This window comes from Streptomyces flavalbus (assembly GCF_042674625.1).
Taxonomy (GTDB): Bacteria; Actinomycetota; Actinomycetes; order Streptomycetales; family Streptomycetaceae; genus Streptomyces; species Streptomyces flavalbus.
On the sequence record NZ_JBHTEB010000001.1, the window covers coordinates 3,709,967 to 3,731,940 of the forward strand.

The following is a 21,974-nucleotide window of genomic DNA, read 5'->3' on the forward strand; positions in this document are numbered from 1 at the left end:
CCCGCCGACCTCACCAGCCCAGGGGAACCCCATGCACGCCATCCGCCTCCACGCCTTCGGTCCCGCCGAGAACCTCGTCCTTGAGGAGGTCGAGGCGCCCCGGCCGGGTCCCGGCCAGGTCCGTATCGCCGTAGCGGCGGCCGGTGTCCACCTCCTGGACACCGCCCTCAGGGAGGGCCAGCAGGGCCCCGCCCCCGCCCCGACCCCGCTGCCCACCATCCCCGGTCGCGAGGTCGCCGGAACCGTCGAGTCCCTCGGGGAGGGCACCGACCCGGCGTGGCTCGGCAGGCGCGTCGTCGCCCACCTCGGTTTCGCCCCCGGCGGGTACGCCGAACTCGCCGTCACCGACGCCGCCCGCCTGCACGACATCCCGCCGAACCTGGACGCCGCGGCGGCGGTCGCGATGATCGGTACGGGGCGTACGGCGATGGGGATCGTGCAGTTCGCCGAGCCGGTCGCTGACGTGGTCCTCGTCCCGGCCGCCGCGGGGGGCATCGGCACCCTGCTGGTGCAGTACGCCAAGAACGCGGGCGCCACGGTGATCGGCCTCGCGGGCGGCCCGGAGAAGACGGCCATGGCCGCCGCCAACGGCGCTGACCTGGCCGTCGACTACCGCGACCCGGCGTGGCCGGAGCGGGTCGGCGCGTACGACGGCAAGGTGACGATCGTCTACGACGGCGTGGGCGGCGACACCGCCCGCACGGCCGTCGGCCTGCTCGCGCCCGGCGGCAGGCACATCGTCTTCGGCTGGTCGGCGCAGGGCATCAAGGAGGGCTCCGTCCCGTACCTGGTGGAGGGCGTGTCCGAGCAGGTGCTCGGGCCGGTGATGCTGGCGAAGGCGGGCGGCGACAACCCGGTGCGCACCCTGGAGCTGCGCGCGCTCGCCGAGGCCGCCGCGGGCCGCCTCGTACCGGCCGTGCGGCGCTTCCCGCTCGCCGAGGCCGCCGCCGCGCACCGCGCGCTGGAGTCCCGCGGCACGACCGGCAAGGTGGTACTGGAGCCGTGACCGGCGAGGTGGTGCGGGAGCCATGACCAGGAAGCCCGGCGGCAGCCAGCCCCCCGGCAGCCAGCCCCCCCGGCAGTCAGACCCCCGGCGGCCAACCTCGCGGCAACCAGCCCCCCGCAGATGCGACACGTCCCGATTCGTGGTCTTCTGGCCGGATGAGTATCACCCGAAAAGGTGAACCCAGCACCGCAACGGACCAGCACGACCCGCGCCGCTGGTGGGGCCTGGTGGTGATCGCGCTGGCGCAGCTCATGGTCGTACTCGACGCGACGATCGTGAACATCGCCCTCCCCTCCGCCCAGCGCGACCTCGGGATCTCCGACGGGGACCGGCAGTGGGTCATCGCCGCCTACACCCTCGCCTTCGGCGGACTGCTGCTGCTCGGCGGCCGGATCGCGGATCTCGTGGGACGCAAACGCACCTTCGTCATCGGCCTGATCGGCTTCGCGGGCGCCTCCGCGCTCGGCGGCGCGGCGACCGGCTCGGGCATGTTGTTCGGCGCCCGCGCCCTCCAGGGCGTCTTCGCCGCCGTCCTCGCGCCGTCCGCGCTCTCCCTGCTGACCACGACGTTCACCGACCCGAGGGAGCGCGGCAAGGCGTTCGGCGTGTACGGGGCGCTCGCGGGCAGCGGGTCCGCGATCGGGTTCATCGTCGGCGGTCTGCTCACCGAGTACCTGGACTGGCGCTGGTGCCTGTACGTCAACGTGCCCATCGCCGCCCTCGCCGTGTTCGGCGCCTTCGCACTGCTCCACGACCGCCCCGGCCACACCGGCGCCCGGCTCGACGTCCCCGGGGTGCTGCTCGGCTGCGGCGGGCTGGTCGCGATCGTCTACGGGTTCAGCGAGGCCGAGCCGCGCGGCTGGAGCGACGCGTACGTCCTCGCGCTGTTCGCGGTGGGCGTCGTCCTGCTGACGGCGTTCGTGTGGTGGCAGAACCGGGCGCCCAGGCCGCTGCTGCCGCTGCACGTCGTCCGGGACCGCAACCGCGCGGGCTGCTTCCTCACCATGGCGCTGGCCGTGATCGGCATGTTCGGCCTGTTCCTGTTCATGACCTACTACCTCCAGGTCATCCTGGCCTACTCGCCGGTGCGGACGGGCCTGGCGTTCCTGCCGCTGACCGCCGCGATCATCGTCGGCGCCACGCAGATCTCCGCCCGGCTCCTCCAGCACGTCGCGCCGCGCCTGCTGATGGCGCCGGGCATGGTGCTCGCGGCGGGCGGCATGGTGCTGCTGACCCAGTTGACGGTCGACTCGTCGTACGCGACGGAGATCATGCCCGCGCTGATCCTGATGGGCCTGGGCATGGGCCTCACCTTCATGCCGGTGTTCTCGACCGCGACGGCGGGGGTCGCCCCGCAGGACTCCGGCGTCACCTCGGCCACCGTCAACACCGCCCAGCAGGTCGGCGGCTCCATCGGTACGGCCCTGCTCAACACCATCGCCACCACCAGCACGACCGCCTACGTCACGGCCCACCTCACCGACCCGGCCCGGCGCGCGGAGGTCGTCCGCGAGGGCACCGTGCACGGCTACACGGTCGCGATCTGGTGGGCGGCGGCGGTGATGCTGCTGGCGGCGGTGGTGGCCGCCCTGATGGTCACCGCGAAGCCCCCGAAGCACGGCACCCCGGCGACGGAACCGGCGGCGGAGCCGGTGCGCTGAAAAGCCCTCGGCATCCCGGGCAACGCGCGGCTACAGTCCCGTAGATGATCGAGGTCCCGGCGGAGCTGGCGGCCACCCAGAGCCGCTACAACGGCGCCGCGGGCCGTGCGTTCATCGCCGCGCTGCCGGGTCTCGCCGCCCGGTTCCTCGACGCGTGGGCGCTGCGCCCGGACGGTCCCTCGATGTACGGCGTGTGCGCGCTGGTCCTGCCGGTGGTCCGCGCCGACGGCACCCCCGCCGCGCTGAAGCTCCAGCTCCCCGACGACGAGAGCACCGGCGAACCCGTCGCGCTGCGCGCCTGGAACGGCGACGGGGCGGTACGGCTCCTCGCGCACGACCCGCCCACGGGCACGATGCTCCTGGAACGCCTCGACCCCGCCCGCACCCTCGCCGCCCTCCCGGACGTCCACGAGGCGACCCTCGTCATCGGCCGTCTGCTGGCCCGCCTGACCGCCCGCCCGGCCCCGCCCGGCCTGCGCCGCCTGGCCGACCTCGCCCCGGCGCTCCTGGACCGCACCCCACCGGCCCTGGTCCGCGTCGCCGACCCGGCGGCCCGCGCGCTGCTCGCCGACTGCGCCGCCGCCCTGCGCGAGGTCGCCGCCGAGCCCGGCGACCGGCTGCTGCACTGGGACCTGCACTTCGCCAACGTCCTGGCCGCCGAGCGCGCCCCGTGGCTCGCCATCGACCCCAAGCCCCTCGCGGGCGACCCCGGCTTCGAACTCCTCCCGGCCCTGGCCAACCGCTTCGACCCGGCCGACGTCCGCCACCGCTTCGACGCGCTGACCGCCGTACTCGCCCTGGACCGCCACCGGGCCCGCGCCTGGACCCTCGCCCGCGTCCTCCAGAACTGCGTCTGGCAGACGGAGACCGGCCAACCACCGTCCCCGGAGCACCTGCACATCGCCCGCGCCCTGCGGAACACCGCCTGAAACGGGGCTGTTGGAGCCCCCTGTCGGATTCGAACCGACGACCTGCTGTTTACAAGACAGCCGCTCTGGACCAACTGAGCTAAGGAGGCACGCACGCGCGCGTGACGGCGTGCCCGTGCAGTGTACCCAGCTCGCGGCGGGGCCCCGTCGAAAATTTCCGCGAAGTTCACAGCCCTTCGGCTACTGACAGAACAGGTGAACGCCAGGTACCGTCCGAGAGCTGGTCCACAGCCGTGGACTACACCACCTTCCTACAACGGATCGTCCGGCACGTTCCTGCCGGTAGAAGGGGGCCCATTCACCATGGCCACAGTCACGTTCGACAAGGCGACCCGGATCTACCCGGGTTCCACCAAGCCCGCCGTCGACGGCCTCGACATCGAGATCGCGGACGGGGAGTTCCTCGTCCTGGTCGGCCCGTCCGGTTGCGGCAAGTCCACCTCCCTGCGGATGCTCGCGGGCCTGGAGGACGTCAACGGCGGCGCCATCCGCATCGGTGACCGCGACGTCACGCACCTGCCGCCCAAGGACCGGGACATCGCCATGGTGTTCCAGAACTACGCGCTCTACCCGCACATGACGGTCGCCGACAACATGGGCTTCGCCCTGAAGATCGCGGGCGTCAACAAGGCGGAGATCCGGCAGAAGGTCGAAGAGGCCGCGAAGATCCTCGACCTCACCGAGTACCTGGACCGCAAGCCGAAGGCGCTCTCCGGCGGTCAGCGCCAGCGTGTCGCCATGGGCCGCGCCATCGTGCGTGAGCCGCAGGTCTTCCTCATGGACGAGCCGCTGTCCAACCTGGACGCCAAGCTGCGTGTCTCCACCCGTACGCAGATCGCCTCCCTCCAGCGCCGCCTGGGCATCACCACCGTCTACGTCACCCACGACCAGGTCGAGGCCCTGACGATGGGCGACCGCGTGGCCGTCCTCAAGGACGGTCTGCTCCAGCAGGTCGACACCCCGCGCAACATGTACGACAAGCCCGCCAACCTCTTCGTCGCGGGCTTCATCGGCTCCCCGGCGATGAACCTGGTCGAGGTGCCGATCACCGACGGCGGTGTGAAGTTCGGCAACAGCGTGGTGCCGGTCGACCGTGACGCGCTCGCCGCCACCACCGACAAGACGGTCACCGTCGGCGTCCGCCCCGAGCACTTCGACGTCGAGGGCGCCGACTCCCAGCAGGGCCTCGCCGTCACCGTGAACGTCGTCGAGGAGCTGGGCTCCGACGCGTACGTCTACGGCACCGCCAAGGTCGGCGGCGAGTCCAAGGACCTCGTGGTGCGCGTCGGTGGCCGCAGCGTCCCGGACAAGGGCAGCACGCTGCACATCGTCCCGCGCTCCGGTGAGACCCACGTGTTCTCCACCTCCACGGGCGCGCGCCTCTCCGACTGAGCCGCACGCACCGCAGCCGCCTGAGCCACGCCGAAACCGGCGAAGCCGGGTGAATCACGCAGGTTGACGAAACGGGCCCCGCGAACCGCCACGGGGCCCGTTTCGTGCGCTTTCGCTTGTCGACAAATACCCCGGCACACCGCCCATTTCGACCATGTGCGTCAACCCCGCACCCCGGAGAACCCACCTGCCCGTCCCCCAATACGGTGACCAAATGTCGCCAAATCATTACCGGGCGCTACCCTCACTCGCGTGAAGCACTCCACCACCCAACAGACGCGTCGCGGCCGGGGCCCCGCCCGCCGTATCGGCCGCACCCTCGCCCTCGTCCTGCCCGTCGTCCTGGTGCTCTCCGGGACCCTCGCGGTCACCCGAGTCAACTGGTCGGGGAACCCCTCGCACCCGGTGCTCACCGCGGCGGACGCCTCAGCCGTCGGCGCCTCCTCCAAGGCCGCCGCCCGCGCCCCGTACCAGGTCCTCCAGGACCGGCTGCTGACCGAGCTCCAGGCGAAGAACCCGGGCGCCGCCCTCACCCAGCTCCAGCAGGCCGTCAACGAGAGCCCCGCGCTGGCCCGGCACTGCGCCTCCATCGCCCGCGCCCTCGGCCGCGCCGCCGTCCGCGTCTACGGCCCGACGCGCGCCCAGTCCTACGCCCGCCCGGTCTGCGACACCGCCTTCGCCGCGGGGGTGGCCGCAGCCCACCACTGACCCCCGTACGGCACCCCTGTCCGACCCCCTACCGCACACCCGCCGGACGGCCGCGCGCGGAACGCCCTTACGCTTCCGGACATGACTGATCCGAACGCCGCCGCGGCCAGGCCCGTCCAAGCCGTCATCCTGGCCGGTGGCCAGGGTTCCCGGCTGCGCCCGTACACCGACGACCGGCCCAAGCCGATGGTCGAGATCCCCGGCACGGGGACTCCGATCATCGGCCACCAGCTTTCCTGGCTCGCCGGTGAGGGCGTCACCGACGTGGTGGTGAGCTGCGGCCACCTCGCCGAGGTGCTCCAGGACTGGCTGGACACCGCCGACCTGCCGGTCTCCGTCACCACCGTCGTCGAACCCGAACCCCTCGGCCGCGGCGGCGGCCTCAAGTACGCCGCCGCCCGCCTCCCGCACCCCGACCGGCCCTGGTACGCCACCAACGGCGACATCTGGACCCGGTTCTCGCTGCGCGACATGGCCGACTTCCACACCGAGCGCGACGCCGTCGCCACCCTCGCCCTGGCCCGTCCCCGGCTGCCGTGGGGCGCCGTGCAGACGGACGGCTTCGGCCACGTCACGGACTTCATAGAGTCCCCGCCGTCCACGTTCGAGATCAACGCGGGCGTCTACGTCTTCTCGCCCGCCTTCGCCAAGCTGCTCCCGGACCGCGGCGACCACGAGCGCAGCACGTTCCCCCAGTTGGCCCGCGAGCACCGCCTCGCCGGTTTCCCGCTCCCCCAGGGCGCCTACTGGCGCGCCATCGACACCGCGAAGGACCTCACGGAGGCGGCGAAGGAACTGGCGTCCCTCAGACGCTGAGCGCGCGCGCCACGGAGCCGGACCCGCACCTCGAAGGGTGCGGGACCCGGCTCCGTCGTCGACTGTCCCGTGGTCAGCCCAGCAGGCCACCCACCAGCCCCGGCTGACCGCCGGACGTCGTCTCACCGCCGCCCGAGCCGCCACCCGCCCCGGTGGAGGCGCCCGTACCGCCCGCCGGATCGCCACCGCTCGTCGCCACACCGCCGGAGGTCGGCCCGGAGCTGGTGCTCGGCGGCGCCTGCTGCCCCGGCGAGGTCTGCTGCGGCGGCGCCTGCCCCGCCGTGCCCTGCGTCTGGCTGGGCGCGCCGCCGGTGACCGCGCCGGTCTCACGGGTGGCACCCGGCGAGGCCGCGGCGCCCGCGGTGGGCGCCGCCGACGTGGCGCCCTGCGTCATGCCCTGGGTGGGCGACGAGGCCGACGCCGACGGGGACGTGCCGCGCCGGTCCGGGTCACGCGGCAGCGGTGAGCCCGGCAGTTCGTTGCGCGGGGCCTCGCCGGGCCCGGGGACGACGACCCGGTCGGCGTCGCGCACCGCGCTGCCGAGCAGCGAGCCGATGAGCAGCGTCAGCCCGGCGACGATGGCGGTCACGAGGGCGCCGCGCCGCAGCACGTACAGCCGCAGCTCCCAGATGTCCGAGCGCGGTCCGAGCCGCCGCCAGGCACCGCTCGCCAGCCGCCCGTCGACGGAGTACACCGGCGCCCCGGCGATGATCAGCGGGGACCAGGCGGCGAGGTAGATGATGTCGGGGGTGTCGTAGGCGGGGACGCTCTTCCAGCTCACGGTGACGAGCAGCGCGGCGGACAGCAGCGCGCCGACCACCGCGGCGACCCGCTGCCAGCAGCCCAGCACGGTCAGCACCCCGACGATGACCTGGAAGAACGCGATGACGAGCCCGGAGCCGACGGGGTGCGCGAGGGCGAACTGCCGCAGTGGCTCCGCCACTTCCCAGGGGTGCAGGGTGTTGAGCCACTTCACCATCGAGCCGCGCTTGCCGCCGTCGAAGTAGACGGGGTCGCAGAGCTTGCCCATCCCGGCGTAGATGGAGATGAACCCGAGGAAGACCCGCAGCGGGAGCAGCACCACGCCGAGGTTCATCCGGCGGCCGGGGTAGTAGGCGTGCCGGGCGGGGTCGTCGCCGTGTCTGCGCGGGGCGCTCTCGGGCGGGTCGTCGGCGGTGTCCGGTTCCTCGTCGGCGTACGGGGGTGCCGCGTACGCCGCCTCCGCCGCCGCTTCCTCGTCGGCGCTGGCGACGGTGCGCATGTGCGGCAGCAGCCGGGTGGCGTCGCCGGGGCCGCGCTGGGCGCCGACGACGGGCGTCTCGACGGTCTGGACGAGGTCGTCGTCCGGCCCGTCGCCGTAACCGCCGCCGTAGGCGTCGTATCCCGGCTGGGGGTCGAGGCGGGGGATGACCTGGGTGGCGGCGGCGGCCCCGGCGTCGGCTTCCTCGGCGGGGCGGACGCCCGCACCGCGCACGGCCTGGAGCAGGCGGTGCGCGCCGGAGTCGTCGGGCAGGGAGCGCCCGCTCCAGACGACGGGGCGGCGCCGCGCGCCCGTACTCGCGCCGACGACGGGCATCCGGGCGGTGTCCTCGGTGGCGCTCGCGTGCCGTGCGATCCGCGGGAGCTGGGCCGCCCGTGCGGAGGACGCGCCCAACTGCACGCGGAAGCTCGCATGATTGACGATGACCTGCGCCGGATCGCTCGGCACCTTCACCATGCTCAGCGCGGGAGCGTCGTCGAATCCCGACGAGCGGTCCCCCGTGGGTGTGCGGGGTGTTCTGGTGTCCACACTCATCTAACCGAGTGACGTGTGCTTAGGACACTGCTTTGACTTGGGCGATGTGTCCGGACCCCGTCAAGCTCGTCCTCAACGCCCGGATTACCCCGTACGGTTGACCCTCCGCACGCGCGTTCAGGCGCGGCGCCGCGCCGCCTCGTACAGCACGATCCCCGCCGCCACACCGGCGTTGAGCGACTCCGCGCCGCCCGGCATCGGGATGCGCACCCGGAAGTCACAGGTCTCCCCGACCAGCCGGGACAGCCCCTTGCCCTCGCTGCCGACGACGATCACGACCGGCCCGTCCAGCGCCGACAGCTCCTGCACCTCGGTCTCCCCGTCGGCGGCGAGCCCGACGACGACGATCCCGGCCTTCTTGTACGCCTCCAGCGTGCGCGTCAGATTGGTGGCACGGGCGACGGGCGTCCGCGCGGCCGTCCCCGCGGACGTCTTCCAGGCACCCGCGGTCATCCCGGCCGCACGCCGCTCGGGTACGACGACCCCGTGGCCGCCGAACGCGGAGACGGACCGTACGACGGCACCCAGGTTGCGCGGGTCGGTCACCCCGTCGAGGGCGACGATCAGCGGGTCCTCGCCCGCGTCGGCGGCGGCGTCGGCGAGGTCCTCCGGGTGCGCGTACTCGTACGGCGGGACCTGGAGCACCAGGCCCTGGTGGTTGAGCCCGTTCGTCATCCGGTCAAGCTCGGGGCGCGGCGCCTCCATCAGGTTGACGCCACCGCGCTCGGCGACGAGCTGGAGCGCCTCGCGCACCCGCTCGTCGTTGTCGATGAACTGCTGCACGTACAGCGTGCTGGCGGGCACCCCGCCGCGCAGCGCCTCGACGACGGGGTTGCGGCCGACGACGTACTCGGACGCCGTCCTGCCGGTACGGCGCTGGGGTGTGCGCCCCTGCGCGCGGCGCGCCTTCGCGGCGGCGGCCCGCTGCTTGACGTGCCCCTTGCGCATCTCGGCGGGCGGCGTGGGGCCCTTGCCTTCCAGGCCCCGGCGCCGCTGGCCGCCACTGCCGACCTGCGCGCCCTTCTTGCCGGACATGCGGCGGTTGTTCGCGGCCATGACCTACCTGTCTGTTCTGTGGGGAGAAGTGGAGTGGGGAAATGCGTGTGTGCTCTGTGCAGTGTGCCGCCCGGGGGGCCGGGCGGCACAATCGATCACCGCGCTCAGCGCTCGCCGAGGCTCCAGCGGGGCCCCTGCGGACTGTCCTCGATGACCAGACCGGCCTGCTTGAGCTGGTCGCGGATGGCGTCCGCGGTCGCCCAGTCCTTGCGCCCGCGGGCCGCCTCGCGCTGCTCCAGGACGAGCCGTACGAGCCCGTCGACCACGCCGCGCAGGTCCTCGCCCTGGTCGCCGTCCCCGGCCCACTGGGGGTCGAGGGGGTCGAGACCGAGGACGCCGAGCATGGCGCGGACCTCGGCAAGGCGGGCGACCGCGGCCTCCTTGTCGTCGGCGGCGAGGGCGGAGTTGCCCTGCCGGACGGTGGTGTGCACGACGGCGAGCGCCTGCGGGACGCCGAGGTCGTCGTCCATCGCCTCGGCGAAGGCGGTCGGCACCTCGGCGGCGGGCTCGACGGCACCGGCCAGCTCGACGACGCGCTGCACGAACCCCTCGATCCGGGCGAACGCGGCGTCGGCCTCGCGCAGGGCCTCCTCGCTGTACTCGATCATCGAGCGGTAGTGCGGGGTGCCGAGGTAGTACCGCAGCACGATGGGCCGCCAGTGCTTCACCATCTCCGAGACGAGCACCGAGTTGCCGAGCGACTTGGACATCTTCTCGCCGCTCATGGTGACCCAGGCGTTGTGCAGCCAGTACCGGGCGAACTCGTCGCCGTACGCCTTGGCCTGGGCGATCTCGTTCTCATGGTGCGGGAAGATCAGGTCGAGCCCGCCCCCGTGGATGTCGAACTCACGGCCCAGGTACTTGTGCGCCATGGCGGAGCACTCCAGGTGCCACCCAGGCCGACCCCGCCCCCACGGCGTCTCCCAGCTCGGCTCGCCCGGCTTCGCCGCCTTCCACATGGCGAAGTCGCGCGGGTCGCGCTTGCCGGTCTCACCGGCGGAGGAGGGCTGCTTGAGGTTGTCCAGCTCCTGGTTGGACAGCTCCAGGTACTCCGGGAACGACCGCACGTCGAAGTAGACGTTGCCGTCGGCCTCGTAGGCGTGCCCGCGCTCGATGAGGCCGCGCATCATCTCGACCATCTCGGTCACGTGCCCGGTGGCCCGGGGCTCGTAGGTGGGCGGCAGGCAGCCGAGCGCGGCGTAGCCGTCGTTGAACGCCCGCTCGTTCTCGTACCCGATGGCCCACCAGGGCCGACCCTGCTCCGCGGACTTGGTGATGATCTTGTCGTCGATGTCGGTCACGTTCCGCACGAACGTCACGTCGTAGCCGCGGTACTCGAACCACCGCCGCAGGATGTCGAAGTTCAGCCCCGACCGGATGTGCCCGATGTGCGGCGCGGCCTGCACGGTGGCACCACACAGGTAGATCGAGACACAGCCCGGCGTCAACGGGTCGAAGTCACGAATCTGCCGGGCGCTGGTGTCGTACAGCCGAATAGTCACCCCTCCAGGGTAGTGGCCCGGAAGCGATGCCCTGTGTCTTTATGTACACAGCCGCAGGATGCACATAGCTGCGGGCAGTCGTGCCGCTGGGGCGGCACGGGTGGGCGCAGCGGCACCCCGCAGCGCCGGGCCGCGCGACCCGGCCGCCGCGCCAGCAGCCACGCCGGGCACCCGTCGACGCCGGACCCCGCGGCCCACCTCACCCCCGCCCGACACAGTTACCGCACCCGCACCACCAACGCCGTAGCCACCGCCATCAACCCCTCCCCCCGCCCAGGAAACCCCAGCCCGTCCGTCGTCGCCCCGGACACGGACACCGCCGCCCCCACCGCCTCGGACAACACCTTCTCCGCCTCCCCCCGCCGCTTACCGATCTTCGGCCGCGCCCCCACCACCTGCACCGCGACGTTCCCGATCCGGAACCCCGCCGCCCGCACGATCCGAGCCGCCTCCGCCAACAGCACCACCCCGGACGCCCCGGCCCACTCCGGCCGCCCCGTACCGAAGTGCTGCCCCAGATCCCCCAGCCCCGCCGCCGAGAACAGCGCGTTGCACGCGGCATGGGCGACGACGTCCGCGTCGGAGTGCCCGGCGAGCCCGTCCCCCTCGCCCTCCCACCTCAGCCCGGCGCACCACAGCTCCCGCCCCGCCTCGAAGGCGTGGATGTCCGTGCCGATCCCGACCTGCGGCAGCACCACCGGCATGTCCTCAGAACCCATCGTTCAGCCTCCTGCGCGCCAGAACCGCCTCCGCCAGCACCAGGTCCAACGGCCGCGTCACCTTGAACGCCTCCTCGTGCCCGGGTACGACCACCACCGGCAGCCCCACCTGCTCGACCATCCCCGCGTCGTCGGTGACCTCGCCCGTCACGGTCTCGTGCGCCCGCACCAGCGCCCCCCGCTCGAAGCCCTGCGGCGTCTGCACCGCCCGCAGCCGCGCCCGCACCGGCGTGGCGACGACGGTTTCGGCCGCCCCGGCCACCTCGGCGGGGTCGACCTCCTTCACGGTGTCCGCGAGCGGCACCGCGGGCACCACCGCGGGCGCCCCGCCCCGCACCGTCTCGATCACCAGGTCCACGGTGTCCACCGGCACCAGCGGCCGGGCCGCGTCATGGACCAGCACGATGTCGTAGCCGGGCGGCAGCGCGTCGAGGCCGAGCTTCACGGACTCCTGCCGGGACTGTCCGCCGGGGACCACGAGGAAGTCCGTCCGCTCGGGCAACGCGTGCGCGTCGAGCAGGGACTTGACCTCCGCGGCACCGTCCGGCGGGGCCACGACCACGACGAGGGACACGGCACGGGAGGCGGCCATGGCCCGCACCGCGTGCACCAGCATCGGGGTGCCGTTCAGCGCGCGGAGCGCCTTGGGGGCGCCCGGTCCCAGCCGCACTCCCCGCCCCGCGGCCGGGATCACCGCGGCGGTGCGGGCACCGGAGCCAAGGGGCTGCGTACGACCGTCTGCGAGGGCCCGCGGACCGGTTCCCGAGGGCGAAGGACGCGAAGTGTCAGACATCGGTTCCTGTCAGGTTTGTGTGCTGGCCTGGCGTGGGTATGGCCTGGGCGTACCCCGTGCTCCTGGAGCGCGGGGAGTGCCGGGCGCGACGCCTTGACCGGACCCTTCCGTGACACTGGTCAAGCCAGCAGCCCGAGTCCGGCACACCAAAGTACCGGGGCGGGCGGGCCTGGAGACGGGCGGTCCGGAGACAGACATGCCGCAGCGCCCGGCGACGGGGACAGTTCACACTGTCGTCGTCATCGGGCACCGCGGCATTTCGATGCGCGCAGAGCGTGCGGCACGCGCACTCGCTAGGAAGCAGGCTGTGGACAGCCGCTAGTAGTGAGGTGTGGGTGTGCGCGGGCTACCTGCCACGCGTCAGGACGCGAGAACCTCGTCGAGCAGGGCCTCGGCCTTGTCCTCGTTGGTGTTCTCCGCGAGGGCGAGTTCGCTGACCAGGATCTGCCGGGCCTTGGCGAGCATCCGCTTCTCACCGGCGGAGAGTCCACGCTCACGCTCACGACGCCACAGGTCACGCACGACTTCCGCGACCTTGATGACATCGCCGGAGGCGAGCTTCTCCAGATTTGCCTTGTACCGACGCGACCAGTTCGTGGGCTCCTCGGCGTACGGCGCGCGCAGCACCTCGAAGACCCGGTCCAGCCCGTCCTGACCGACCACATCACGTACGCCGACGAACTCCGCATTGTCCGCTGGCACACGTACCGTCAGGTCACCCTGGGCGACCTTCAGCACCAAGTAGGTCTTGTCCACGCCTTTGATCTGGCGAGTTTCGATTGCCTCGATCAGCGCGGCCCCGTGATGGGGATAGACCACGGTGTCGCCAACCTTGAACGTCATGTGACAGGTACCCCTTCCGTGGCTATCCAGGGTAACACGGATACGGCGTCTTCTGAATGGCGTTTTCGCAGGTCAGGGCATATCTCAGGGCTTGACAACAGCGACAGGAACGTGCTTCGCAGCCTCGCCGGAACACGGTATTCGCAGGTCGGAGCGGCTCTCCAGGGCACGGGAAACGCATGTGTTACACGCCTCCGGCACCCCTGCCAAGTGGCGTAACGTCCACATATGTCCGCTTCCAAACGATCGACTTCCGCTACTCCGTTCGGCCCCGGGAGTCGGGTCCGAGACGTTTCCGGAAATTGATCACAGCCACTTCGCTGATCCCCCACACCGGTTAGCCGGGCTTAGCCCGACGCTTCTCCGGTGATCAATTCTGGCCCTCGGTCAGACACATTCCGCACCGGGATTTCGTCGCGGATTGCCCCGCGGGGGTTACGCGCGGCTTACGCACGTCTTACGCGCCGCTTATAGGAATGGCCGACGCCGGGACGACGTCCGACGGCGCGGAAGTCGCCCCGGCGCGGGGACACCCCGTAGGGAGGGTCGGGTGCGGCGGCCGGGGAACGGATCGGTAACCTGGGGCCGCTGACAGATCCTTAGGGTGGCTTTACAAGGACAGCCGCCCCTGCGTTCAAGGAGTTGCCGCCGCCGTGAGCAGCAGCCTTCGACGCGGCGCCCTCGCCGCTTCCGCCATCGCGTTCTCGATCGCCTCGCTCGCCGCCTGCGGCGCTGGCAACAGCTCCCAGACCCTGGGCATCAAGCCGGACAACGCGGCCACCAGCGTCGGGGACATCAAGATCCAGAACGCCGTCGTCATCACCCAGCCCGAGGCGGAGGCGACCGGTCCGGCCGCGATCTCGGCCACGGTCTTCAACAGCGGCTCCGGCGCCCAGACCCTGGAGTCGATCACCCTGGACGGCGTCAGCGGCTCGGTGGAGCTGACGCCCGCGCAGGGCGAGGGCAAGCTGACCGTCCCCGCGGGCGGCTCGGTCGTCATCGGCGGCGAGGGCAACGCCTCGGCGGTCCTCTCCGACGGCGCCAGCCTCACGGACGGCGACGCCCACAAGGTCACCTTCTCCTTCAGCAAGACCGGCGACGTGGCGCTGGACGCGTTCATCGTGCCGTCCGAGGGCTTCTACGAGACGTGGGGCCCGAGCGCCGCCGCCGAGGCGCCGGAGGCCGAGGAGTCGCCGGAGGCCACCGCGACCGAGTCGGGCGCGGAGTCCGGGTCGGAGTCGGACTCGGGTGAGGAAGCCACCTCGCCGGAGTCGAGCGCCCCGGCCGAGGGCGGCGAGGCCAGCGAAGAGGCCAGCGGCCACTGAGCGCCGTACGCACGACGCACGACGAAGGGCGGGACCTCACCGGAGGTCCCGCCCTTCACCGTCGTACCGCGGAGGTGGCTACGGCCTACGGCTCGAACTTGTAGCCGAGGCCGCGGACCGTGACCAGGTAGCGCGGGGCGCCGGGGTCGGGTTCGATCTTGGCGCGCAGGCGCTTGACGTGGACGTCGAGGGTCTTGGTGTCACCGACGTAGTCGGCGCCCCAGACGCGGTCGATGAGCTGCATCCGGGTCAGGACCCGGCCCGCGTTGCGCAGCAGCATCTCCAGCAGGTCGAACTCCTTCAGCGGCAGGTCGACCTTGGTGCCGCCGACGGTGACCACGTGCCGGTCGACGTCCATGCGGACCGGACCGGCCTCCAGGGCCGCCGGGGTCACCTCCTCGGGCTCGCCGCGGCGGCGCAGCACGGCGCGGATGCGGGCGACCAGCTCCCGCGAGGAGAACGGCTTGGTGACGTAGTCGTCGGCTCCTATCTCCAGCCCGACAACCTTGTCGATCTCGCTGTCCTTGGCGGTCACCATGATCACGGGAACGTTGGAGCGACCGCGCAGCTGACGGCAGACCTCGGTGCCCGGCAGGCCGGGCAGCATCAGGTCGAGCAGAACGAGGTCGGCGCCGTTGCGCTCGAACTCGTCGAGTCCGTCGGGCCCGGTGGTCGCGACGGCGACCTCGAAGCCCTCCTTGCGGAGCATGTACGACAGGGCGTCGGAGAAGGACTCCTCGTCCTCGACGACGAGCACACGGGTCACGGAAGGACCTCCGGAGCGGGAAGTGTTTCGTACGGTGGTGAGTCAGGGGACGGAGAACGGGAGCCCGTGGACTGACCGGCGCCGGCGTCGTCGTCCTCGTCGTCGACGGCGGGGTGCTGGTGGGCCCGGTCGCGGGCGGCGCCCGCCTCCGGCAGCCGCAGGGTGAAGGTGGAGCCCTGTCCCTCGGAACTCCACACCGTGACCTCCCCGCCGTGCGAGGCGGCCACGTGCTTGACGATCGCCAGCCCGAGCCCCGTACCACCGGTGGCGCGTGAGCGGGCGGGGTCGACCCGGTAGAAGCGCTCGAAGATGCGCTCCTTGTCCTTGTCGGAGATGCCGATGCCCTGGTCGGTGACGGCGACCTCGATCATGTCACCGCCGGTCGCGGTGACCCGGCGGGCGGCGATGCCGACGCGGGTGCGGGCGGGTGAGTAGTTGACGGCGTTCTCCACGAGGTTGCCGAGCGCGGCGGCGAGCTGGCCGCGGTGGCCCCACACGTGCAGGTCGGCGGTGCCTCCGGTGGCCATGGTGATCTGCTTGTTGGAGGCGGTGTGGCGGCAGCGGTCGATGGCCTCGGCGACGAGTTCGTCGACCCGGACCGGTTCGGCGTCGTCCAGGGGGTCGTCGTTCTGCACACGGGAGAGGTCGATCAGTTCCTGCACCAGGTTGGTGAGCCGGGTGGCCTCTATCTGCATCCGCCCGGCGAACCGCTCCACCGCCTCGGGGTCGTCGGAGGCGTCCATGACGGCCTCGGAGAGCAGGGAGAGCGCGCCGACCGGGGTCTTCAGCTCATGGCTGACGTTTGCGACGAAGTCACGGCGGACCGCCTCTATGCGGCGGGCCTCGGTGAGGTCCTCGACGAGCAGCAGCACCAGGCGGGAGCCGAGCGGGGCGACGCGGGCGGAGACGGCGAGGGCCTCGCCGCGGCCGGTGCCGCGCCGGGGCAGGTCCAGTTCGACCTGCCGTATCTCGCCGTCGCGCCGGGTGTCGCGGGCCATCTGCAGCATCGGCTCCACGGCCAGCCTGCCGCCGCGGACCAGTCCGAGGGCGTACGCCGCGGAGCTGGCCTTGACGACGGCGTCGGCCTCGTCGAGGACGACGGCGGAGGAGCGCAGCACCGACAGCACGGTGTCCACGCCCGGTGGGAGCACCGGGTCGGTGTGCAGGGAGGTCCGGGTGGGGCGCTTGAGGTCGCGTTCGCTCCAGCGGAACGCCAGCATGGCGATCACGCCGGTGAGCACCCCGGCGATCGCTGCCGCTGCGGCGACCGCCGCGTTCACGTCCATGTCTCCAGGTTAGGCATGTCGTGTGCGGTGCCCACAGACATCCGAGCACCAGCTCGAACACTCGTCGCCCAGAGTTCACCTTGGAGCCAGGGATGGTTCATTTGGGGTGGCGGAAACCGACGCGTTCGGGCCGGAACGTGGGAGCGTGGGGGGAGCGGCGCCGGTTTCACCATGGGCTTTCCGGCTCATGGGTAGGTCTGGGGCCGGGTCGGTCCGGGCGGTACCGGAGCTTCCGGACTCCGGCCGGATCACCCTTCGGACACCTTCCGGGACCTCCGCCCGGCCCCTTCCCCGGATCTCCCGGGGCCTTTCCGGGGGTGCCGGAAGGTGTCCGAAACCACCCGAAAGAGACGCACGACCACGAGAGGAACCCTGATGCGGGACGCGTACCACGAGGAACTGGACTCGATCGGCGACGGCCTGGTCGAAATGGCCCGGCTGGTCGGGTCGGCGATCGGGCGCGCCACCACGGCCATCCTCGACTCCGACCTGAAGCTGGCCGAGAGCGTGATCGAGGCGGACAAGCGGGTCGACGAACTCCAGCACGAGCTGGAGGCTCGGGCGATCGCGCTGCTGGCGCGGCAGCAGCCGGTGGCGACGGACCTTCGGATAGTGGTGACCTCGCTGCGGATGTCCGCGGACCTGGAGCGCTCCGGCGACCTCGCCCAGCACGTCGCCAAGCTGGCGCGGCTGCGGTTCCCGGAGCGGGCCGTCCCGCACGACCTGCACGCCACCATCCTGGAGATGGGCCAGCTCGCGCAGCGGCTCATGGCGAAGGCGGCGGAGGTCATCGTCACCAAGGACGTCGACCTGGCGCTCCAGCTCGAACAGGACGACGACGCGATGGACCTGCTCCACCGCACCCTGTTCCAGCACCTGATCGACGAGCGCTGGAAGCACGGCATCGAGACGGCCGTCGACGTGACCCTGCTGGGCCGCTACTACGAGCGTTTCGCCGACCACGCGGTGTCGGTCGCCAAGCGGGTCGTCTTCCTGGTGACGGGCGAGCACGCGGACGAGCTCCAGCAGGAGACGCAGCCGGAGATCCAGACGGTGCCGGGGGGCGAGGAGGGCTGAGGTCTGGGCCGGGGGCGGGGCTGGGTCCGTCCCGCCCCGGCCCTCCCCCCTCCCCTTCCCTGGGCGCGTGTTCGCCTCCGTGCGCCGTTGATGCGCCCAGGGGAACGGGCATGGAATGGGCAAGGCACCGGCGCCGTACGGGGCCAGGTGCAGGTACCGGCACCGTCCTCCAGGAGGGACCGACCATGCCCGACTCCCCCACCACCCAGCCCGCCCCGACCCCCGACCCCACCCAGCAGCACCCGACCGAGCAGCCCGTGGAGGTACGGTCGCTGCCCCTCGTCGCCGCCTGCGGCTGCGGCTCGGGCTGCGGCTGCGGCTGCCAGTCGGGCGGCCCCTGCCAGTGCGGCTGACAGGTCCGCCGGGCGGGCGCAGCATGGAAGGTGAGACCCGTACCAGGACGGAGGGAGGCATGACGTCATGCCCCAGTTCATGGACGTCCACCACGGTATGAAGGGCATCACCGCCGAGCAGCTACGCGAGGCCCACAACGCGGACCTGGCCATCGAGAAGGAGGAGAAGGGCGTCCACTTCGAACGCGCCTGGGCCGACCCGGAGTCGGGCACGGTCTACTGCCTCTCCGCGGCCCCTTCGGCGGACGCGGTCCAACGCGTCCACGAGCGCGCGGGGCACCCGGCGGACGAGGTGCATCCGGTGCCGCTGTCCATCTGACGCCCGCGCCACCCTGGGCGGCGACGACACTCGCCGCCCACCGCACCGCCCGGGCTCACCGCAGCTCGGCGTACCGCCCCGCGGTCATCCAGTCATCCACGGCATGTCCAAGCTCGGCCCCGTACGGACCTACGGCGGCCAACTCGGCGTACCCGTCGCTGAGGCTTCCCTCTGAGCGTGTCGGATTGTCTGTCACGGACCCGGTGCACCCGACTCACCGCCAGGCGAGGAGAGCCTCTTCCCGCCCTACCACTCCCGCCACCTGTCCGTGAGTTCATACCGACCGAGCCCGTGGCGCGCGGTCAGACCGACGACATCGACACCGCACTCGCTGAGCGACTGGTCAATGTATGCGCACAACTCCTCACGCTCGTCGGTCTCGAAGGCGGCTTCGCCGTGGGCCTCGTTCACCGCGTTCAGGCTCAGGACAACCCGCTCTACGACGGCAAAGACCTCCTCGTCACTGGCGTTGCCCAACCCAGGAAGCGCACCCTCGAAGGCGTCGAGCACCTCGTCGGTCACCCTGAGAAGTTCCTCGGGGAACAGCTCAGCCATGCAGGCACACTCGGCCTCCAGCGTGCCCGCAGCAAGCTCCGCGGCCTCCTCAGCTATACCGCGACGCCAACTCTCAGTCGGTCTCTCAGCCATGAGTGGCAACCTACAGCTGAGGGCTGACAGTGGGACTTGCCAGAGTCGAGCTGCTGAATGTTGGTGACGTATTCCTCTATGTACATCACCAACTTTGCGAGGAGGTGCCGCATGTCCGTGACCCAGATCGACATCGACGACGATGCCCTGGAACGCGCCTTGGCCCTGTCCAAGGTCAGGACCAAGAAGGAGGCGGTCAATCTCGCTCTGCGCTTCTACGCCGAGCAGCAGGAGCGCGTGGCGCGCCTCAGCCGTCACTTCGAGCGTGCGCGTGAGTGGGGTGCCGTCGAGGACGCAGAGCGTCTGCACCGGGCGGAGAAGCACAGCCGGTGATCTACCTGCGCGACTCATCCGCTGGTCCGGCTGCTCCGACGAGATCGCGGAGATGTTCACCGACCTCTATCCCGATGTGGCAGTGCCGAAGAACGCGGGGCGTTGAATCAGCGCGGTGCGGCGTCGTATTGCCCAGGCCGGGGAGCACCGCAGCCCACCACCTCCACGACGATGCCGGTTACCGTGCCGTTGCCCGGCACGCATCCGACCTCCATGAGCACAACGTCCACGACGTCGCCTGATGTGCCTTCCCAGAGACGTCGGTACGGGTGGCGGCGCGTCGGGCACGCCTGACGGACCAGTCCACAGGCTGACGGCCCAGCGACAGGCTCAAGGCAACGAAAAGCCCCCTACCAGCGGACAACCTGCGGGCAGGGGGCTAATCAGTACCGCTTGGTTCTTCTTGCCTCTGCTTACTTCTTCTTGCCCTGGTTCTTGACCGCCTCGATCGCTGCCGCTGCCGCGGCCGGGTCGAGGTAGGTGCCGCCCGGGTTGAGGGGCTTGAAGTCGGGGTCGAGGTCGTAGGCGAGGGGGATGCCGGTGGGGATGTTCAGGCCCGCGATGTCGGCGTCGGAGATGCCGTCCAGGTGCTTGACCAGGGCGCGGAGGCTGTTGCCGTGGGCGGCGACGAGGACGACGCGGCCGGTGAGGAGGTCGGGGACGATGGCGTCGAACCAGTAGGGGAGCATCCGGACGACGACGTCCTTGAGGCACTCCGTCTGGGGGCGCAGCTCCGGCGGGAGGGTCGCGTAGCGCGGGTCGGAGAACTGGGAGTACTCGGCGTCGTTGGCGAGCGGCGGCGGCGGGGTGTCGTAGGAGCGGCGCCACAGCATGAACTGCTCCTCGCCGAACTCGGCGAGGGTCTGGGCCTTGTCCTTGCCCTGGAGGGCGCCGTAGTGGCGCTCGTTGAGGCGCCATGAACGGTGGACGGGGATCCAGTGGCGGTCGGCCGCCTCCAGCGCGAGCTGCGCGGTGCGGATGGCGCGCTTCTGGAGGGACGTGTGGACCACGTCGGGGAGGAGGTCGGCGTCCTTCAGGAGCTCGCCGCCGCGGACTGCCTCCTTCTCGCCCTTCTCGTTGAGGTTGACGTCCACCCAGCCGGTGAACAGGTTCTTCGCGTTCCATTCGCTCTCGCCGTGGCGGAGGAGGATCAGCTTGTACGGTGCGTCGGCCATGGGCCTGAGCGTAATCGAACCGGGTGATCGATCGCTCCTCCGGAGGGCGGTACGGGAGGTAGGGGAGGTAGCGGAGCGCGCCCTGTGGGGGGCGGTTAATCAGTGGATGGGGGGCGAGGAGTCGACGTAAGGTGTGCTTGCTTGCTGAGCCGCTTACTTACTTACACCGTGGGGGACCCCTCGATGCCACCTGCCGCCCTCAGACGTGCCCTGTCAGAGACCGTCTCCGGACTCCCCCGCGAGTTCTGGTGGCTGTGGACGAGCACCCTCGTCAACCGGCTCGGCGCGTTCGTGGCGACGTTCATGGCGCTCTACCTGACCCTCGACCGCGGCTACTCGGCCTCGTACGCCGGTCTCGTCGCGGCGCTGCACGGGCTCGGCGGGGTGGTGGCGTCGCTGGGGGCCGGGGTGCTGACCGACCGGCTCGGGCGGCGGCCCACGCTGCTGGTCGCGCAGACCTCCACCGCCGTGTCCGTGGCGGCGCTCGGGTTCGTCCAGGACCCGGTGTCGATCGCGGGCGTCGCGTTCCTCGTCGGCGCCGCCTCCAGCGCCTCGCGGCCCGCCGTGCAGGCGATGATGGCCGACATCGTGCGGCCCGAGGACCGGGTGCGGGCCTTCTCGCTCAACTACTGGGCGATCAACCTCGGCTTCGCCGTCTCCGCCATGGGCGCCGGGTTCATCGCGGAGAGCAGCTACCTCGCCGGGTTCCTGATCGAGGCCGCCATGACCCTCGCGTGTGCCGTGCTCATCTTCCTGAAGCTGCCCGAGTCGCGGCCGGAGCGCGCCGCCAAGGCCGCCGGGGACGACGCGCCGCCCGTGGGGCTCGGGACCGTCCTGCGGGACGGGCGGTTCATGGGCGTCGTGGGGCTGTCCTTCCTCGTCGCCCTGATCTTCCAGCAGGGGTCGGTGGCGCTGCCCGTCGCCATGGGGCAGGCCGGGTTCTCGTCCGCCGACTACGGCATGGCGATCGCCGTCAACGGCGTGCTGATCGTCGCGCTCCAGATCCCCGTCACGCGGCTCATCGAACACCGGGACCCGCGGCGGCTGCTCGTGGTCTCGTCGCTGCTCGCCGGGTACGGGTTCGGGCTCACCGCGTTCGCCGGGTCGGTCGGCGTGATCGCGCTCACGGTGTGCGTATGGACCCTCGCCGAGATCGTGAACGCGCCGACGCAGACCGGTCTCGTCGTACGGCTGTCCCCCGTGCACGGGCGGGGTCGCTACCAGGGCATGTACACGATGTCCTGGTCCGTCGCCGCGCTGGTCGCGCCGCTGATGTCCGGTTTCGTCATCGACCGGTACGGCGCCGAGTGGCTGTGGGGGCTGTCCGCGGTCATCGGCACCGTCGCGGGCGTCGGGTACGCGACGCTGATGCGGCGGCTGCCGGACGAGACGGCGGCGGCGACGGTGGAGCCCGTCGCCGCCGAGCGGGCGGCCTCCAGCACGGTCTGAGGCCCGCCCGCACCGCCTGACGC

At 71.6% G+C, this 21,974-nt stretch carries 22 protein-coding genes and 1 tRNA gene; 12 read left to right on the plus strand and 11 right to left on the minus strand.

The window, feature by feature from the left end; genetic code table 11:
- The first annotated feature begins 31 nt into the window (after window positions 1–31).
- The 3 genes from ACFQZ6_RS16560 (at window position 32) to ACFQZ6_RS16570 (ending at window position 3,596) form a co-directional block, all read left to right on the plus strand.
- The gene (locus ACFQZ6_RS16560) at window positions 32–1,006 is read left to right on the plus strand and encodes a zinc-binding dehydrogenase (protein ID WP_381609530.1); all 975 of its coding nucleotides are present in this window, start codon (window positions 32–34) and stop codon (window positions 1,004–1,006) included.
- Window positions 1,007–1,161: 155 nt separating this feature from the next.
- Window positions 1,162–2,667, plus strand: coding sequence for an MFS transporter (locus ACFQZ6_RS16565; protein ID WP_381609533.1), 1,506 nt, complete (start codon window positions 1,162–1,164; stop codon window positions 2,665–2,667).
- Between the two features lie 44 nt (window positions 2,668–2,711).
- Window positions 2,712–3,596, plus strand: coding sequence for an aminoglycoside phosphotransferase family protein (locus tag ACFQZ6_RS16570; RefSeq protein ID WP_381609536.1), 885 nt, complete (start codon window positions 2,712–2,714; stop codon window positions 3,594–3,596).
- Between the two features lie 11 nt (window positions 3,597–3,607).
- Here ACFQZ6_RS16570 and ACFQZ6_RS16575 read toward each other — a convergent pair.
- Window positions 3,608–3,685 (minus strand) — tRNA-Thr (locus ACFQZ6_RS16575).
- Between the two features lie 214 nt (window positions 3,686–3,899).
- On the opposite strand from ACFQZ6_RS16575, the gene ACFQZ6_RS16580 reads away from it, so the two are divergent.
- The 3 genes from ACFQZ6_RS16580 (at window position 3,900) to ACFQZ6_RS16590 (ending at window position 6,512) form a co-directional block, all read left to right on the plus strand.
- Window positions 3,900–4,988, plus strand: coding sequence for an ABC transporter ATP-binding protein (locus ACFQZ6_RS16580; protein ID WP_381609539.1), 1,089 nt, complete (start codon window positions 3,900–3,902; stop codon window positions 4,986–4,988).
- Window positions 4,989–5,240: 252 nt separating this feature from the next.
- The gene (locus tag ACFQZ6_RS16585; RefSeq protein ID WP_381609542.1) at window positions 5,241–5,696 is read left to right on the plus strand and encodes a hypothetical protein; all 456 of its coding nucleotides are present in this window, start codon (window positions 5,241–5,243) and stop codon (window positions 5,694–5,696) included.
- Between the two features lie 81 nt (window positions 5,697–5,777).
- Window positions 5,778–6,512, plus strand: a complete 735-nt coding sequence (locus ACFQZ6_RS16590; protein ID WP_381609545.1) for a nucleotidyltransferase family protein — start codon at window positions 5,778–5,780, stop codon at window positions 6,510–6,512.
- 73 nt (window positions 6,513–6,585) lie between these two features.
- On the opposite strand, the gene ACFQZ6_RS16595 is transcribed toward ACFQZ6_RS16590, so the two are convergent.
- The 6 genes from ACFQZ6_RS16595 to ACFQZ6_RS16620 all read right to left on the minus strand — a co-directional run bounded on the left by ACFQZ6_RS16595 (window position 6,586) and on the right by ACFQZ6_RS16620 (window position 13,220).
- Window positions 6,586–8,307: a DoxX family protein gene (locus ACFQZ6_RS16595; protein WP_381609548.1), complete on the minus strand. Its 1,722-nt coding sequence runs from the start codon at window positions 8,305–8,307 to the stop codon at window positions 6,586–6,588.
- 117 nt (window positions 8,308–8,424) lie between these two features.
- Window positions 8,425–9,363, minus strand: a complete 939-nt coding sequence (gene rlmB / locus ACFQZ6_RS16600; protein WP_381609552.1) for a 23S rRNA (guanosine(2251)-2'-O)-methyltransferase RlmB — start codon at window positions 9,361–9,363, stop codon at window positions 8,425–8,427.
- A gap of 104 nt (window positions 9,364–9,467) precedes the next feature.
- On the minus strand, window positions 9,468–10,865 hold the full coding sequence (cysS, locus tag ACFQZ6_RS16605; RefSeq protein WP_381609555.1) for a cysteine--tRNA ligase: 1,398 nt from the start codon (window positions 10,863–10,865) through the stop codon (window positions 9,468–9,470).
- 218 nt (window positions 10,866–11,083) lie between these two features.
- Window positions 11,084–11,584 (minus strand): 2-C-methyl-D-erythritol 2,4-cyclodiphosphate synthase, encoded by a 501-nt coding sequence (ispF, locus tag ACFQZ6_RS16610; RefSeq protein ID WP_381609558.1) that lies wholly within the window; start codon window positions 11,582–11,584, stop codon window positions 11,084–11,086.
- Window positions 11,574–12,377, minus strand: coding sequence for a 2-C-methyl-D-erythritol 4-phosphate cytidylyltransferase (ispD, locus tag ACFQZ6_RS16615; protein ID WP_381609561.1), 804 nt, complete (start codon window positions 12,375–12,377; stop codon window positions 11,574–11,576). The genes ispF and ispD overlap by 11 nt, the downstream gene beginning before the upstream one ends.
- A gap of 360 nt (window positions 12,378–12,737) precedes the next feature.
- Window positions 12,738–13,220 carry a CarD family transcriptional regulator gene (locus ACFQZ6_RS16620; protein WP_003953493.1) on the minus strand — a complete coding sequence of 161 codons (483 nt, stop codon included), beginning with the start codon at window positions 13,218–13,220 and terminating at the stop codon, window positions 12,738–12,740.
- Between the two features lie 653 nt (window positions 13,221–13,873).
- Between ACFQZ6_RS16620 and ACFQZ6_RS16625 the strand changes: the two genes are divergently transcribed.
- A complete protein-coding gene (locus ACFQZ6_RS16625) occupies window positions 13,874–14,545 on the plus strand; it encodes a DUF461 domain-containing protein (protein WP_381609564.1) in 672 nt (223 codons plus the stop codon).
- A gap of 85 nt (window positions 14,546–14,630) precedes the next feature.
- Here ACFQZ6_RS16625 and ACFQZ6_RS16630 read toward each other — a convergent pair whose 3' ends face one another.
- Together ACFQZ6_RS16630 and ACFQZ6_RS16635 are read right to left on the minus strand one after the other, a co-directional pair.
- Window positions 14,631–15,311, minus strand: coding sequence for a response regulator transcription factor (locus ACFQZ6_RS16630; protein ID WP_004929857.1), 681 nt, complete (start codon window positions 15,309–15,311; stop codon window positions 14,631–14,633).
- Window positions 15,308–16,597, minus strand: a complete 1,290-nt coding sequence (locus ACFQZ6_RS16635; RefSeq protein ID WP_381609568.1) for a sensor histidine kinase — start codon at window positions 16,595–16,597, stop codon at window positions 15,308–15,310. The genes ACFQZ6_RS16630 and ACFQZ6_RS16635 overlap by 4 nt, the downstream gene beginning before the upstream one ends.
- Window positions 16,598–16,972: 375 nt before the next feature.
- Here ACFQZ6_RS16635 and phoU point away from each other — a divergent pair, with 375 nt between their 5' ends.
- The 3 genes from phoU to ACFQZ6_RS16650 all read left to right on the plus strand — a co-directional run bounded on the left by phoU (window position 16,973) and on the right by ACFQZ6_RS16650 (window position 18,346).
- Window positions 16,973–17,674 (plus strand): phosphate signaling complex protein PhoU, encoded by a 702-nt coding sequence (gene phoU, locus ACFQZ6_RS16640; protein ID WP_381609571.1) that lies wholly within the window; start codon window positions 16,973–16,975, stop codon window positions 17,672–17,674.
- A gap of 185 nt (window positions 17,675–17,859) precedes the next feature.
- Complete coding sequence (locus ACFQZ6_RS16645; RefSeq protein WP_381609574.1) at window positions 17,860–18,027, plus strand: hypothetical protein; 168 nt, start codon at window positions 17,860–17,862, stop codon at window positions 18,025–18,027.
- 67 nt (window positions 18,028–18,094) lie between these two features.
- Complete coding sequence (locus ACFQZ6_RS16650) at window positions 18,095–18,346, plus strand: SCO4226 family nickel-binding protein (protein WP_381609577.1); 252 nt, start codon at window positions 18,095–18,097, stop codon at window positions 18,344–18,346.
- Window positions 18,347–18,592: 246 nt separating this feature from the next.
- Here ACFQZ6_RS16650 and ACFQZ6_RS16655 read toward each other — a convergent pair whose 3' ends face one another.
- On the minus strand, window positions 18,593–18,994 hold the full coding sequence (locus ACFQZ6_RS16655; protein WP_381609579.1) for a hypothetical protein: 402 nt from the start codon (window positions 18,992–18,994) through the stop codon (window positions 18,593–18,595).
- Between the two features lie 111 nt (window positions 18,995–19,105).
- On the opposite strand from ACFQZ6_RS16655, the gene ACFQZ6_RS16660 reads away from it, so the two are divergent.
- Window positions 19,106–19,327 carry a type II toxin-antitoxin system VapB family antitoxin gene (locus ACFQZ6_RS16660; protein WP_381609582.1) on the plus strand — a complete coding sequence of 74 codons (222 nt, stop codon included), beginning with the start codon at window positions 19,106–19,108 and terminating at the stop codon, window positions 19,325–19,327.
- A gap of 413 nt (window positions 19,328–19,740) precedes the next feature.
- Here the strand turns inward: ACFQZ6_RS16660 and ACFQZ6_RS16665 are convergent, their stop codons facing one another.
- Entirely contained in the window at window positions 19,741–20,502 is a 762-nt protein-coding gene (locus ACFQZ6_RS16665; RefSeq protein ID WP_381609585.1) for a phosphoglyceromutase, read from the minus strand.
- Window positions 20,503–20,685: 183 nt separating this feature from the next.
- Between ACFQZ6_RS16665 and ACFQZ6_RS16670 the strand changes: the two genes are divergently transcribed.
- Window positions 20,686–21,951 carry an MDR family MFS transporter gene (locus ACFQZ6_RS16670; RefSeq protein WP_381609588.1) on the plus strand — a complete coding sequence of 422 codons (1,266 nt, stop codon included), beginning with the start codon at window positions 20,686–20,688 and terminating at the stop codon, window positions 21,949–21,951.
- The last annotated feature ends 23 nt before the right edge of the window (window positions 21,952–21,974 follow it).

Excerpts from the sequence above, each read along its gene's own strand:
- ispD (WP_381609561.1), bottom strand. The coding sequence starts at position 12,377 with ATGTCTGACACTTCGCGTCCTTCGCCCTCGGGAACCGGTCCGCGGGCC.
- ACFQZ6_RS16580 (WP_381609539.1), top strand. The coding sequence starts at position 3,900 with ATGGCCACAGTCACGTTCGACAAGGCGACCCGGATCTACCCGGGTTCC.
- ACFQZ6_RS16620 (WP_003953493.1), bottom strand. The coding sequence starts at position 13,220 with ATGACGTTCAAGGTTGGCGACACCGTGGTCTATCCCCATCACGGGGCC.
- ACFQZ6_RS16570 (WP_381609536.1), top strand. The coding sequence starts at position 2,712 with ATGATCGAGGTCCCGGCGGAGCTGGCGGCCACCCAGAGCCGCTACAAC.
- ACFQZ6_RS16565 (WP_381609533.1), top strand. The coding sequence starts at position 1,162 with ATGAGTATCACCCGAAAAGGTGAACCCAGCACCGCAACGGACCAGCAC.
- ACFQZ6_RS16660 (WP_381609582.1), top strand. The coding sequence starts at position 19,106 with ATGTCCGTGACCCAGATCGACATCGACGACGATGCCCTGGAACGCGCC.
- ACFQZ6_RS16595 (WP_381609548.1), bottom strand. The coding sequence starts at position 8,307 with ATGAGTGTGGACACCAGAACACCCCGCACACCCACGGGGGACCGCTCG.
- ACFQZ6_RS16590 (WP_381609545.1), top strand. The coding sequence starts at position 5,778 with ATGACTGATCCGAACGCCGCCGCGGCCAGGCCCGTCCAAGCCGTCATC.
- ispF (WP_381609558.1), bottom strand. The coding sequence starts at position 11,584 with ATGGGTTCTGAGGACATGCCGGTGGTGCTGCCGCAGGTCGGGATCGGC.
- ACFQZ6_RS16670 (WP_381609588.1), top strand. The coding sequence starts at position 20,686 with ATGCCACCTGCCGCCCTCAGACGTGCCCTGTCAGAGACCGTCTCCGGA.
- ACFQZ6_RS16645 (WP_381609574.1), top strand. The coding sequence starts at position 17,860 with ATGCCCGACTCCCCCACCACCCAGCCCGCCCCGACCCCCGACCCCACC.
- rlmB (WP_381609552.1), bottom strand. The coding sequence starts at position 9,363 with ATGGCCGCGAACAACCGCCGCATGTCCGGCAAGAAGGGCGCGCAGGTC.
- ACFQZ6_RS16665 (WP_381609585.1), bottom strand. The coding sequence starts at position 20,502 with ATGGCCGACGCACCGTACAAGCTGATCCTCCTCCGCCACGGCGAGAGC.
- ACFQZ6_RS16635 (WP_381609568.1), bottom strand. The coding sequence starts at position 16,597 with ATGGACGTGAACGCGGCGGTCGCCGCAGCGGCAGCGATCGCCGGGGTG.
- ACFQZ6_RS16560 (WP_381609530.1), top strand. The coding sequence starts at position 32 with ATGCACGCCATCCGCCTCCACGCCTTCGGTCCCGCCGAGAACCTCGTC.
- ACFQZ6_RS16655 (WP_381609579.1), bottom strand. The coding sequence starts at position 18,994 with ATGGCTGAGAGACCGACTGAGAGTTGGCGTCGCGGTATAGCTGAGGAG.
- ACFQZ6_RS16650 (WP_381609577.1), top strand. The coding sequence starts at position 18,095 with ATGCCCCAGTTCATGGACGTCCACCACGGTATGAAGGGCATCACCGCC.
- phoU (WP_381609571.1), top strand. The coding sequence starts at position 16,973 with ATGCGGGACGCGTACCACGAGGAACTGGACTCGATCGGCGACGGCCTG.